Source organism: Fusicatenibacter saccharivorans (genome assembly GCF_027667425.1).
GTDB lineage: Bacteria > Bacillota > Clostridia > Lachnospirales > Lachnospiraceae > Fusicatenibacter > Fusicatenibacter saccharivorans.
Genome location: NZ_JAQEGR010000006.1, coordinates 37770 through 50822, shown reverse-complemented (window position 1 = coordinate 50822; position 13053 = coordinate 37770). Strand labels below are relative to the sequence as shown.

Here is a 13053-nt window from a genome sequence, read left to right as displayed (position 1 = left end):
TACTTGATGGTTCTTACTATAGTGTTTTCCACCTCATTTCGCAAATGCATGAATTTTGTAATTCTCTTTTTTTTTCTCGTGATAGCTCTTAATTTCTCTTATTTTCTCGTTTTTTCTTATTTTGGCAACTTTTTCATATTTTATACTCTCTTTAGAATCTAATTATAGTTTATTCCTAAAAACGGGAATGATACCATTTTTTTCCGCTCCCCGAATGCTTTTTTGCACAAAAAGAAACGGCGCCATTCTTAAACGGCTCCGATTCTTTTCTACATTCCACTTTTTTATTTTTTCGCCTCGTCCGGATGGGCATCGCCCTTTCCTTTCAGGTTCTTTCTTGCTTTGATCTCGTCGAGTTCATCAAAGATATAATCATTTAATACCTTGATATACGTTCCCTTCATACCGCTGGAACGGGACTCGATGACGCCTGCGCTCTCGAATTTGCGGAGGGCATTTACGATGACGGATCTTGTGATGCCGACGCGGTCTGCAATTTTGCTTGCAACCAGAATGCCCTCATCCCCGTTCAGTTCATCAAAGATATGGATGATGGCTTCCAGTTCGGAGAAGGACAACGTGTTGAATGCGGATTTAACCACCTGAACCTTGCGGTTTTCCTCCACATTTTCCTCGTTGACGGAACGCATCATTTCCAGTCCGACAACGGTTGTGCCGTACTCACTGACGATGATATCGTCGATATCGTACTGCGGGGTGCAGCGGTACATAAATACGGTACCAAGGCGTTCTCCGGCGATCTCGATCGGGCAGATAATTGCGGTGTAGCGCTCTACACCAGGCCGCTCAAAGCCGAGGGTCTGTAAATTGACGTTCTCTTTTGTGGAGAGTACGCCGAGGAGACGCTCGTTTAATGCGGCATCGACATAACCGCCCACCTTATCCTCGATCAGCTCCGTAATTTCTTCCACGCCCGGGCAAAGGCTGATGCCCAGCACTTTTCCTTTTTTACTGATCACCAGGATATTGGAACTTAACGTTTCCATCAGGACTTCACAGATATCGTTGAACACGACCTTCGTGGAGTGATTGTTATGAAGCAGTTTGTTGATTTTTCTGGTTTTATCCAGCAGTTGTACGCTCATGTTCTTCTCCTTTCTTTATTTTCTGCATTTTTTTGGCGTATCCGCCGAAAAAAATGCACACTGATGCCTTTTTCAGACAACCCTTAAAACTAAGCTCATTCTATCATGTAGTTTTCCGGAAATCAATATATTTTTCAGAAAACTATAAATTTTATAAAAATTCATGCTAAATTTTTTCGGATCTTCCTGTTTTTCCGCCTCGATAAGCAAAAAAAACGGCCTGCACCAGTTTTTCACCAGTACAGACCGCTTTGTCATTCTCAGTCTTCGTCTTTCTTTTCGCGTGCTTCTACATAGCCGCACTGCTCGTCCGCGCAGACCAGCTTATTGCCTTTTTCCAGCATATAGCCGCCGCACTGCGGGCATTTCTTGGCAGACGGTTTCTGCCAGGACATGAAATCGCATTCCGGATTGTTTTCGCATCCATAATATTTCCGTCCTTTTTTCGTCTTGCGCAGGATCACTTCTTTTCCGCACTTCGGACACGGAACACCGATCTTTTCCAGATACGGCTTCGTGTTCTTGCAGTCCGGGAATCCCGGGCAGGCGAGGAATTTTCCGTGCGGGCCGTATTTGACCACCATGTTGCGGCCGCAGTTCTCGCAGATGACATCCGTCACCTCATCCTCTACCTTAACTTCTTCGAGGTTCTTTTCTGCCTCTGTGACCGCCTCATAGAGATCCGGCCAGAAGTTCTCGACTACTGTCTTCCACGGAACACTTCCATCTCCAACCCTGTCGAGCAGAGCTTCCATCGTTGCCGTAAAGTTGACATCCACGATGCTCGGGAATGCCTCTTTCATCATGTTGTTGACCACCTCGCCGAGCTCTGTCATGTAAAGGTTCTTGTTCTCCTTTGCCACGTAACGGCGGTTGATGATCGTTGTGATGGTCGGCGCGTACGTACTTGGACGGCCGATGCCGAGTTCCTCGAGTGTTTTGACAAGGGAAGCCTCGGTGTAGTGTGCCGGCGGCTGTGTGAAGTGCTGCTGCGGATCCATCTTTTCCAGTGCCAGCTCCGTTCCTGCCTCCAGGCTCCGGACAGCGGCGTTTTTCTCTTTCTTTTCCTCATCCGGATCGGTGTAAACGGACATGAAACCATCAAATGCCAGACGGGAGGAAGCTGCTGTAAAGAGATACTCTCCTGCATTGATCCGTGCGGAAATTGTCTCATAGACGGCCGGCTGCATGCGGCTTGCCACAAAGCGTTTCCAGATCAGCTGATACAGGCGGAACAGATCTCTTGGCAGGGATTCTTTTACCATTACCGGTGTATTCGTCACATCGGTCGGACGGATGGCCTCGTGCGCATCCTGTGCCTTGCTGTTTTTATTCTCCGTCGTGTCCCCGCTTGCGGTATATTTTGTGCCGTACTGCTCCTGGATAAAGGAACGTGCTGCCGCATCGGCCTCCTCGCTGATTCGTGTAGAATCGGTACGCAGATAGGAAATCAGAGCGATCGTTCCCTTTCCTTTTACTTCCACGCCCTCGTAGAGCTGCTGCGCCAGACGCATCGTCTTCTGTGTGGAGAAATTCAGCACCTTCGATGCTTCCTGCTGCAGGGTACTCGTGGTGAACGGAAGCGGCGCTTTCTTGGAACGCTCTCCTTTTTTCACTTCGGATACGGTAAAGGTCTCATTTTCCAGTCCCTTTAAGATTTCATCGAGCTGCTCTTTCGTCTCGATCACCATCTTTTCACTGCCTTTGCCGTGGAATTTTGCAACGAGCGGTTTCTTCTCGCCTGGAATTTTCAGATCTGCTTCCAGTGTCCAGTATTCTTTCGGAATGAACGCATTGATCTCATCCTCGCGGTCGCCGATGATGCGCAGTGCAACGGACTGCACACGGCCGGCGGAAAGTCCGCGTTTGATTTTCTTCCATAACAATGGGCTGATTTCATAACCTACCATACGGTCGAGGCAGCGGCGCGCCTGCTGCTCGTCCACCAGGTTCATATCGATGTCGCGTGCCTGTTTGATCGACGCTTTGACTGCTGATTTTGTGATCTCGTTGAAGGTGATGCGGCGCATCTTGTTCTCATCGAGATTCAGCGCAATCGACAGATGCCAGGAAATTGCCTCTCCCTCGCGGTCAGGGTCAGTTGCGAGATAAACTTTATCTGCTTTTTTTGCGGCTTTTCGAAGAGATGCCAGAAGCTCTCCTTTTCCGCGGATGGTGATATATTTTGGTTCAAAGTCATGTTCTACATCAATTCCAAGCCGGCTTTTCGGCAGATCGCGCACATGGCCCATAGATGCTGCAACTTCGTAATTTGCCCCGAGATACTTTTTCACCGTCTTGACTTTTGCCGGTGATTCCACTATTACAAGATATTTTGCCACCTCTGATGCCTCCTGAATACATATTTTTATAACTGTCCAGATCTATATTGCGTTTTTCATATCGCATAGTTCTGCATCATTACAAATTCCAGAATAATTCCTAAATTAGTCGTAACTTCCACTGACTATACACCAAAAAGTTTTTTCTTGCAAGTGTTTTCCATTTTTAAAATGTACCATTTTTCGATGTTTCCCGACAAAATAACAGGATTTTTTCTATTTTTTAACGATTTTTCCTGATTTTTTTCTTTTCTTTTTCCTTTTTCAGACATGCACGCGGCGCAGAAGAGCCCCCTTTTTTCTTTTTCTTCTATTATAATTGTACACTGGGCGGAATATCACAAAACCTTTCTTTTCCTCGTCCCTTTTACGATAACGCCATGTACACGCCCGGCGGATTTTCCGCAATAACGCCGTCAATTTCGAGTGCCAGCAGAATGCCGGTCAGCTCCTGCAGCGGGATTCCGGTGCTGCCGGCAAGCTGTGCAAGATTCTGCGGTTCTGCCGCGAGTGTTTTCAGAACCATTTCCGCCTCTTTTCCATAGCGCGGACGCGGTGCGGCTCTTTTTGTCCCGGCCTTTTTCACGCCCAGCTCCTCGAGAATCGTTTCGGGTGAAATCGCAATTTCCGCTCCCTGCGCAATCAGGCGGTTGCAGCCGCGGCTTGTCGCATCCGTTGTCCGTCCGGGCAGGGCAAATACCGTTTTTCCCTGCTCCAGCGCGTAGTCCGCCGTAATGAGCGAGCCGCTCTTCTCTTTTGCCTCAATTACCAGAACGACATCTGCCAGCGCACTGATCACGCGGTTGCGGATCGGGAAATGCCACGGAAGCGGCTCTGCGCCCGGCGGAAATTCGCTTAAGACACCGCCTCCGTTTTCCAGCATCCGCCGCATCAGCGGGTAATTCTGTTTCGGATAGCAGATATCCACGCCGCAGCCAAGCACGGCAAACGTCTTTCCCTTTCCGCGCAGTGCCCCCTCGTGCGCCGCCGCGTCGATTCCGCACGCCAGTCCGCTGATCACCGCCACGCCGTTTGCCGCCAGCACCTGCGCGAAAAAGGCCGCCTGGCTCTTTCCGTACGCCGTACATATCCGCGCGCCCACAATCGCCGCTGTTTTCTGCTCATCCGCCGGCAGCGCGCCCCGCACAAAAAGGCGGGACGGCATGTCCGCGAACGGCATAAGCCGCTCCGGATAGCCCTCCTGCCCGCGGCCGACTGTAAAGATTTCCATCGCCATATGTCAGATCCTCCATATACTTTTGTCGGCGCTCCGAAAGCAGATCGCCTCGCTGATATGCGGCACGCCGATTTTGACCGCCCCGTCCAGATCCGCAATTGTCCGCGCGGTGCGGATAATTCCGTGGTAGGAACGCGCGCTGAGGCGCAGGCGGCGGAAGGCATCCTCTAAAAGCTCTTCCGCTGCCTTTTCCAGGATACAGTATTTCTCGATCTGGCCTGCTTTCAGTTCGCTATTGAAATGAATCGACTCCTGCCGGTAGCGCGCCGCCTGAATTTCCGCCGCTGCCGTCGCTTTTTCCCGCATCTTGGCCGAGGATTCGCACCGCTCCTCGCCGTGCAGATCCTCGTAGGAAAGTGCTTCCACCTGCACGCAGAGATCCATGCGGTCGAGGAACGGCTGGCTGACTCTCGAGAGATACCGGCTGATGTCGCCGGGTGCGCAGGTACAGCGCGATAAGTCGGGGTAAAAGCCGCAGGGGCAGGGGTTCATTGCCGCCACCATCAGAAATGACGCCGGAAACACATAGTTTCCGCTGACACGGGAAATCACAATCCGGTGCTCCTCGAGCGGCTGGCGCAGGATCTCAATGGTTGCGCGCGTCATCTCCGGGAGTTCATCAAGGAAGAGAACGCCGCGGTGTGCCAGCGTAATTTCGCCCGGGGACGGCTGTTTTCCGCCGCCTGCAAGAGCCTGCGGCGACATCGTGTGATGCGGAGCACGGAAGGGCCGCTCCCGGCGGACACCCTCTCCTTTGGCAAGCATTCCGGCGATGCTGTAGATCCGCGTTACTTCCATCTGCTCCTCCTCAGACATCGGAGGCATGATCGTCGGAATCCGCCTTGCGATCATGGATTTTCCGCTGCCCGGCGGCCCCAGCATCAGCAGATTGTGAAATCCGGCCGCAGCGATAAGCGCCGCCCGCCGCGCCGCCGTCTGGCCCTGCACTTCGGAAAAGTCCGGCTCTTTTCCGTCCTCCTTCTTTTGATTTTCTATAGACGGAAGCGACGGCATTTTCCCTTCACAGCAGTAGTTCAAAAGCTCCTGTAAATTCTGGATTCCAACGACGTGAAGCCCGCCGACCAGACCCCCTTCCGCGGCATTTCCGGCTGGAACAAGAAGCGTTGTGCATCCAAGCTCCCGCGCCTTCGCCGCTGCCGGAAATACACCGCTGATCTCCTGCACATGGCCGTCAAGGCCGAGTTCGCCGAGCACCATCGTTTTCCGGAGTGACCCGGGCGGAATCCGGCCGAGCGTCATCAGAACGCCCGCTGCAATCGGAAGATCGAAACGCGATCCTTCTTTTCGGACGTCCGCCGGGGATAAATTAATCGTAATTCGTTTCGGCGGCAGGGAAATTCCCATGTTTTTGAGGGCTGTCCGCACGCGGTCCTGCGCCTCCTTTACCTGGGCACTCACGTAGCCGACCATCGTAAACTGCGGCATGCCGTCACTGACATCCGCCTCCACCTGCACCGGAATCATCTCCATGCCCGAGACGGTGGCTGATAATACACTGCAATACAAAGAAAACCTCCTTTTCTTTCAGTAGCAGGTCGTATAGTTCCTATTTATTTTTCATTTTGGGAAAATGTCCGGCAAGAACACCGGGAAGATATTATCTTTGATTTTTGTTCGAAAAAGTAAGGATAAGGAAACCTTTTCTGCACCTGATTTCCTTACCCTTTATTATAGAAGCAGTCCGTTTGAAATGTCAAGCATTTACGAAGCGGCAAACCGTAACCGCAACTTTTCAATTGCATTCTTCTCGATCCGCGACACGTACGAACGGCTGATGCCGAGCCGGGCAGCGACCTGTTTCTGTGTGTATTCTGCTTTTCCGCCAAGGCCGTACCGGAGAAGAAGCACCTGTTTTTCCTGCTCTTTTAATTCCGAATCCAGATAACAGTACAGCCGCACCGCGTCCTCTTTCCGGTTGTACTGTTCCGCGATATCCTCCCCGCCGCCCTCCACGATGTCGAGCAGATGGATCTCATTTCCCTCCTTGTCGGTTCCGATCGGCTCGTAGAGGGAAATCTCCCGTGCCGTTTTCTTTTTGCTCCGAAGATACATCAGCAGCTCATTATCAATACAGCGGGCGGCGTATGCGGCCAGCCGGTTTCCTTTTTTCGGATCATATGTCATCACCGCCTTGATGAGGCCGATCGTTCCAATGGAAATCAGATCGTCGAGATCATCGGGCAGGCCCTGATACTTTTTCACAACGTGCGCGACCAGGCGCAGATTCCGCTCGACCAGAATGTCTCTGGCTTTTGTATCGCCCCTCTGATACGCATCCAGACAGCTTTTTTCTTCCTGTGCAGACAGTGGTTTTAAAAAGGGTTCCAAGAAAAGCGGCACCTCAAAGGGGATTTTTCTTTATTTTATGTTTGAATTGCAGGAAACGTGCCTGTCTGCTATACTGATAAGATCAGCCGGGTTTTCCGGCACTCGACATTATATTTTTAAGAGGAGGTTTCCTTTTATGACAGACCAGAAAAACGGACAGGAATATCTTTCTTTTGTGCTGGAAAAGCTGCAGGCGCGTCTTGCCGAGATCAGTCAGTCTCTGCTGGACGGACAGAAAGAAATTGAAAATATGCACGATTATTACTGGCAGAACTATACCGAGATGGACCAGTACGGATATGAGGATTACGACAATCAGCAGGCGCTGCTGCATCAGGTGAATGCGAATCAGGAGCAGCTTCTTCTGCGGAGCCGCTTCCGGAAAATGCTGGATTCTCCGTTCTTCGGGCGTGTGGATTTCTGCTATGACGGGGATGATGAGCCGGAAATTTTCTATATCGGCATCGGCAATTTTGCGGAGCGGCCGGGCGAGCTGCCGCTGATTTACGACTGGAGAAGCCCGGTCAGCGGTCTTTTCTACGATTTTGACCGCGGGCCGGCTTCCTATCTGGCGCCGGGCGGCGAGATGACAGGGGAAATCTGTTCCAAGTGGCAGTATAAGATCCGGGATGGAAAGATGATTTACGGATTTGAGAGTGATGTGAAAATTGATGATGATATTTTAAAGGCGGAGCTTGGCAGCAACGGCGAGGTACAGCTGAAGAATATTATCCGCACAATTCAGAAGGAACAGAATGCGATCATCCGCAATACGAAGGACCGGATTCTGGTAATTCAGGGAGCGGCGGGAAGCGGCAAGACATCGGTGGCGCTGCATCGGATTGCCTACCTTTTGTATCATGACAGACAGAATCTGAAGTCTTCGAATATTCTGATTTTATCGCCGAACGGGGTATTTTCGGATTATATTTCACATATTCTGCCGGAGCTCGGTGAGGAGAATATTCAGGAGATGAGTTTTGATCTCTTTGCTTACCGCAAATTACAGGACACGGCGGCGGACTGTGAGGATCGCTGTGATCAGATTGAGCGGGAGATGCGGGATCCAAAAGCCGCAGAACGGTTTGCTTTAAAACAGTCGCAGGCGTTTGTGGACCAGATGGAGGGATTTGCGCTGGAGCTTGAGGACGAGCTGATGAATTTCTCAGACGTTTCGTATAAGTCGTTTGTGAAGTCAGAATCGGAGATTATTACGCTGTTTTATGACAAGTTTGCGGATATTCCGCTGCTCTCGCGGATGGATGCGGTGGCGGAGACGTTTATTGACGAGATCGAGACGCTGCTGAACCGGGATCTGCCGGAGGAGGAGCGGATTCCGCTCATCGAAAAATTCCGGAAGATGTATGGGACGATGGATTTTTATGTTCTCTACAATCGTTTTCTGAAGAAAGAGGGATATCAGACGCTGCCGCGGCGGCCGTTGGAGAAGCGGAAACTGCGGTATGAGGATGTGTATCCGGTTCTGTATCTGAAGTACCGCCTGTCGCGGCAGGCGGAGCGGTCGAATATTAAGCATCTGGTGATTGATGAAATGCAGGATTATTCGCGGCTCCAGTATCTGATTATCCGGCGGATGTTTTCCTGTAAGATGACGATTCTCGGCGACCGGGCGCAGACGATGGCGGATCAGCAGCAGGATGTACTGCAGTTTTTACCGGGGATTTTCGGGAAGGATCTGCGGCGGATTGAGATGCGGAAGAGTTACCGGAATACGGTGGAAATTGCGTCGTATGCGGCAAATCTCATTGGCGTGACGGATCTGGAGCTGTTTGAACGGCACGGAATGCCGGTGTTGGAACGGGATGTCACGGATCTTGAGGCGGCTCTGCGGGAGGCAGTGGATACACTGTTTCCAGATGAGAAAACGTATGAGACAGCGGCGGTGATTGTACCGGATGAGAAGACGGCGGAACGGACTTATTTGATTTTGCGGGAGATTCTGTCGGAAAAAGATTTTGACTGTGAGAAGCGGCTTTCTTGGCTGAACCGTGACAGCTCCAGTTTTAAGAAAGGACTGACGGTTACCACATTTTATCTGGCGAAAGGGCTGGAGTTTGATCAGGTGTTCTCGATTTTCCCGAAGGACGAGAAACGGGAGATAATGATGCAGGCGCAGTATATTGCAGCGACCAGGGCATTGCATGAGCTGAGAGTGTATCATATTTAAAAACAGGGAGATCCTCCGAAAAAATTCGATTGGATCTCCCTGTCATTTTTATTTTCGATCAGATATGATAGAATCCTGCGGACTGTGCCGGGATGGTGATGGTTCCGTCTTTGGATTCTGCTTTTCCTCCGATCGTGTAGAGGGCATCCTTCAGCTCTGCACTGTATGGGAAGGACTGCTCTTTGTCGGATGGGTTGATGATGACGAGGACTTTTTCACCCTCAGCCTCACGGACGTATGCCAGCGGATACTGGTTTTTCTCTGCATAAACGAACTCGATGGTTCCGCGGCTTAAGAGTGCTTTGCTGCTCTGGCGGATCTGGATGAGTTTTTTAACTTCGTGGTACAGGGAATCCGGATCGGCCATCTGTGCTTTTGCAGTCGGACGGTCTTTGCCCGGATCCATGGTGATGTAGAGGTCGCTGGCCGGTGCGCTGGAAAATCCTGCGTTGGTGCTGTCATCCCACTGCATCGGAGAACGGGAACCGGTGCGGTTGTATCCGCCCTCAACGGATTTCAGGCCTTCGACGTAGCGCATACCGATTTCATCACCGTAGTAGATGAACGGCGCACCTGGCATGGAAAGAAGGAAAGCGAAAGCAATTTTCAGCTCATCCCCCTGCAGACGGCGTGCCAGACGGTCCATATCATGGTTTCCGGACGGGATGCAGATCAGGCCTTTCTGTGCGGTCTTATTGTAGTTGGTTTTGTAGGTCTCTACAAACTCAGAGATATCTCCTTTTCCGCGTTTGGAGAAGAATGGCTCATCGCAGCGGAACAGATCGTTGTAATGGGACGGTCCAAAGTGAAGCAGGAAGTCCATGTGGAAGCCGCCCTGTAAGGATTTGTCCGGCTCGCCCCACTCGGATACCATGGCTGCATCCGGGAACTCGGCGTCGAGGAATTTCCGTACCTGCTGCCACAGGCGGATGGTTCCTTTGCCTTCCTGATCGTTCTTTACCAGGGAGCCCGCCATATCGACACGGAAGCCGTCGCAGCCCATGTTCAGCCAGAATCTCATGACATCTTCCATCGCTGCCAGCGTTGCCTGCGGTCCCTCATCATCAAAGGACTGCTGCCACGGTTTTTCCGGATCCGGCTGATAAAAGCCGTAGTTCAGGGCCGGCTGGTTGGAGAAGAAGTTGATGGCGCAGGCGCCGTCACGCTCGGAAATGCCGCGCAGGCTTCCCATTCCTTCCGGTGCTTCCCATACGTTATTGGTCCATACGTAGCGGTCTGTAAATTCATTGCGGTCTGCTTTCATGGATTCTTTGAACCATGGATGCTCAACAGATGTATGGCCCGGAACCAGGTCGAGCAGAACGTGCATGTCACGTTTGTGTGCCTCTTCGAAAACTCTCTTCAGATCCTCATTCGTTCCGTAGCGCGGTGCAACGCGGCAGTAATCTGCGACATCGTATCCTGCATCACCAAATGGGGACAGGAAGCACGGGTTGATCCAGATGGCGTTGCAGCCCAGCTCCTTGATGTAGTCTAATTTTTCAATGATACCCTGGAAATCTCCGATTCCGTCGGCGTTGGTGTCGTTGAAGGACTGCGGGTAAATCTCATAAAATACTGCGTTATCTAACCATTTTGACATTTTTTCTTTCCCTCTTTCGCTCTTTCGCTCTTATTTCTGCTGTATTTTCGTCGTTGCAGCAAGTGTTTCTATATGATATATTACTACTGTATCCGCTGAAATACCAGTAATTTCCTATTTCATTCTAATACTATTCTATGATTTTATGCATGCCGCGCTCTGCCATTTCCGGCATTTTACGGACATGCTTTTTGGAGGAGGATTTTATGATGCTTTCTGCTGCGAAAGAAAAACGCCAGCACGGCTCCATGCAGGTTCCCTACAGTTATTATGACTGCCGGATACTCGACTATTTTCCCGGCGTACCGCTGCACTGGCACGGGGAGATGGAGCTGAATTATATCAAACGCGGAACGGGGTATTTTCAGTATGAGGACCGTCTGCTTACGGCGCATACCGGTGATATTTTTCTGATTCAGCCGAACCTCGTACATGCCATTCTGCCCGCCGAGCAGGAGTCGATGTTTTATGATACGATTGTTTTCCACAAGAATATGCTGATCGGCGGGTATGACGACCGCAGCTACACGGAAATTCTGCAGCCGTTTTTCTCCGCCCGGCGCCGCATCCAGGCACCGATTTCACCCGAACATTCCAGTTATGCTGCACTTTCTGCATCCGTCCAGCAGATTTTCCGCTGCATCCTTGAAAACTCTGCTGTCTCCGATCTTCTGCTGAAAAGTGAGCTGCTCCGCTTCTTCTATCTGCTCGCCGCATCGCCGGAACTCTGCACCGATCGTCCCGCCATGCCTGCGGCTGCTGAAAACCTGCGGCCTGTGCTCGCCTATATCCAGGAGCACTTCGCCGACCCGATTACCATAGAGGAACTTGCCAGGCTGTCGCATTTGAGCAAAAGCTATTTTATGAGCTGTTTTAAGCAGACCTTCGGACTCGGGGCCGTTGAATATCTGACACAGTTTCGGATCAAAGCCGCCTGCGAGGCGCTGCGCAGTACGACGCAGAGTGTGTCCGAAATCGCGTACGACAATGGTTTCCGCAACCTTTCCAACTTCAACCGGCAGTTCCGAAGCAAAGTGGGATGTACGCCGCAGATGTATCGGAAGGAATTTCAAAATTCATAAATTCAAAAAGGGATGCATCAAAATATGCATCCCGAAAATCTATCTCTGATCCTATTTTTATTCCGTAATCTCCGGTACCGACGGAACATCTTTATCTTCTTCCCGCCAGCTCCCAGAATGCGACAGCGCTCGCCGCAGCGACGTTCAGTGAATCCACACCGTGTGTCATCGGAATCAGCACGGTTGCATCTGTTTCAGCGATCGTATCACTTGCCAGTCCGTCACCCTCGGTTCCGAGCAGAATGGCGAGCTTTTCATGCGTTTTCAACGACGGATCATCCATCGGAACGGAGTCTTCTTTTAATGCCATCGCAACGGTATAAAATCCAAGTTCCTGCAGTGCAGCAATTCCCTGCTCCGGCCAGTAACTGCCGCCTGGCAGCACGGTCCATGGGACCTGGAAGACATTTCCCATGCTCACGCGGATGGCGCGGCGGTACAGCGGGTTGCTGCAGCCTGATGTGAGAAGCACGGCATCGATGCCAAGCGCGGCGGCAGAACGGAAAATCGCACCGACATTCGTCGGGTTCACGACATTTTCCAGAATCGCCACGCGGCGGGCATTCCGGCAGATTTCCTCCATAGCCGGAAGCGTGCGGCGGTGCATCGCGCAGAGCATGCCGCGCGTGAGGGCAAAGCCTGTGAGCTGTTCCAGCACCTTCGTCTCTGCTGTATAGACCGGCGCGTCCGGGCAGTGCGCAAAGAGTGCTTCGTTTGCGGCAAGCTCTGCGCTTCCGGCAAGGAACGAAACCGGTTCATATCCGACATCCAGCGCACGCTCGATGACACGCGGACTCTCCGCAAGAAAAAGGCCTGGCTGCGGTTCATAATAGTGCAATAACTGCGGTTCTGAAAGACGCGCATACACGTCGAGCTCCGGCGCCGCAAAGTTTTCGATTTTTCTGATCTCTGACATAATATTGATTTCCTTTTGCGTTTTCTCTTTGTTTTCACTATGTTCTATTGTAGCAATCCCGCTCCCGTTTCGCAATCCATTCTTTTTCCCGCCGGTGCCGTTCCCCGCACCATTCGCCAAACCGTGCTTCCAGCACGCATCGAATTTTCTTGTTTATCTGTCTTTTTTAAAAATTTCTCAATTTCCTCTTGCCAAACGCCGCCAGAGACGTTATAATAATCGACGGTTCA

Annotated in this window: 9 protein-coding genes; 2 read left to right on the top strand and 7 right to left on the bottom strand. The window is 51.3% G+C overall.

Features of this window, described 5'->3' with window-relative positions; translation table 11 throughout:
* Positions 1-284: 284 nt before the first annotated feature.
* The 5 genes from codY to sigK form a co-directional block, all read right to left on the bottom strand.
* Complete coding sequence (codY, locus tag PGS38_RS07060) at positions 285-1106, bottom strand: GTP-sensing pleiotropic transcriptional regulator CodY (protein WP_022462184.1); 822 nt, start codon at positions 1104-1106, stop codon at positions 285-287.
* 260 nt (positions 1107-1366) lie between these two features.
* A complete protein-coding gene (topA, locus tag PGS38_RS07055; protein ID WP_118639969.1) occupies positions 1367-3448 on the bottom strand; it encodes a type I DNA topoisomerase in 2082 nt (693 codons plus the stop codon).
* Positions 3449-3815: 367 nt separating this feature from the next.
* Positions 3816-4685, bottom strand: coding sequence for a DNA-processing protein DprA (gene dprA, locus PGS38_RS07050; protein WP_022462182.1), 870 nt, complete (start codon positions 4683-4685; stop codon positions 3816-3818).
* 3 nt (positions 4686-4688) lie between these two features.
* Positions 4689-6212: a YifB family Mg chelatase-like AAA ATPase gene (locus PGS38_RS07045; protein ID WP_118639968.1), complete on the bottom strand. Its 1524-nt coding sequence runs from the start codon at positions 6210-6212 to the stop codon at positions 4689-4691.
* Between the two features lie 195 nt (positions 6213-6407).
* Entirely contained in the window at positions 6408-7034 is a 627-nt protein-coding gene (sigK, locus tag PGS38_RS07040; RefSeq protein WP_118640081.1) for an RNA polymerase sporulation sigma factor SigK, read from the bottom strand.
* 136 nt (positions 7035-7170) lie between these two features.
* On the opposite strand from sigK, the gene PGS38_RS07035 reads away from it, so the two are divergent.
* Positions 7171-9222 (top strand): HelD family protein, encoded by a 2052-nt coding sequence (locus tag PGS38_RS07035; RefSeq protein WP_119188542.1) that lies wholly within the window; start codon positions 7171-7173, stop codon positions 9220-9222.
* Positions 9223-9280: 58 nt separating this feature from the next.
* Here PGS38_RS07035 and PGS38_RS07030 read toward each other — a convergent pair whose 3' ends face one another.
* Entirely contained in the window at positions 9281-10825 is a 1545-nt protein-coding gene (locus PGS38_RS07030) for an alpha-amylase family glycosyl hydrolase (protein ID WP_117761016.1), read from the bottom strand.
* A gap of 206 nt (positions 10826-11031) precedes the next feature.
* On the opposite strand from PGS38_RS07030, the gene PGS38_RS07025 reads away from it, so the two are divergent.
* A complete protein-coding gene (locus tag PGS38_RS07025) occupies positions 11032-11907 on the top strand; it encodes an AraC family transcriptional regulator (protein ID WP_158581750.1) in 876 nt (291 codons plus the stop codon).
* Between the two features lie 91 nt (positions 11908-11998).
* Here PGS38_RS07025 and PGS38_RS07020 read toward each other — a convergent pair whose 3' ends face one another.
* Positions 11999-12823, bottom strand: a complete 825-nt coding sequence (locus tag PGS38_RS07020) for a TrmH family RNA methyltransferase (RefSeq protein WP_118640080.1) — start codon at positions 12821-12823, stop codon at positions 11999-12001.
* Positions 12824-13053: the final 230 nt, after the last annotated feature.

Bases quoted from the DNA above. Each gene is read 5' to 3' on its own strand.
- PGS38_RS07035 (WP_119188542.1), top strand. From the start codon at position 7,171: ATGACAGACCAGAAAAACGGACAGGAATATCTTTCTTTTGTGCTGGAA.
- PGS38_RS07020 (WP_118640080.1), bottom strand. From the start codon at position 12,823: ATGTCAGAGATCAGAAAAATCGAAAACTTTGCGGCGCCGGAGCTCGAC.
- PGS38_RS07030 (WP_117761016.1), bottom strand. From the start codon at position 10,825: ATGTCAAAATGGTTAGATAACGCAGTATTTTATGAGATTTACCCGCAG.
- dprA (WP_022462182.1), bottom strand. From the start codon at position 4,685: ATGGCGATGGAAATCTTTACAGTCGGCCGCGGGCAGGAGGGCTATCCG.
- codY (WP_022462184.1), bottom strand. From the start codon at position 1,106: ATGAGCGTACAACTGCTGGATAAAACCAGAAAAATCAACAAACTGCTT.
- PGS38_RS07025 (WP_158581750.1), top strand. From the start codon at position 11,032: ATGATGCTTTCTGCTGCGAAAGAAAAACGCCAGCACGGCTCCATGCAG.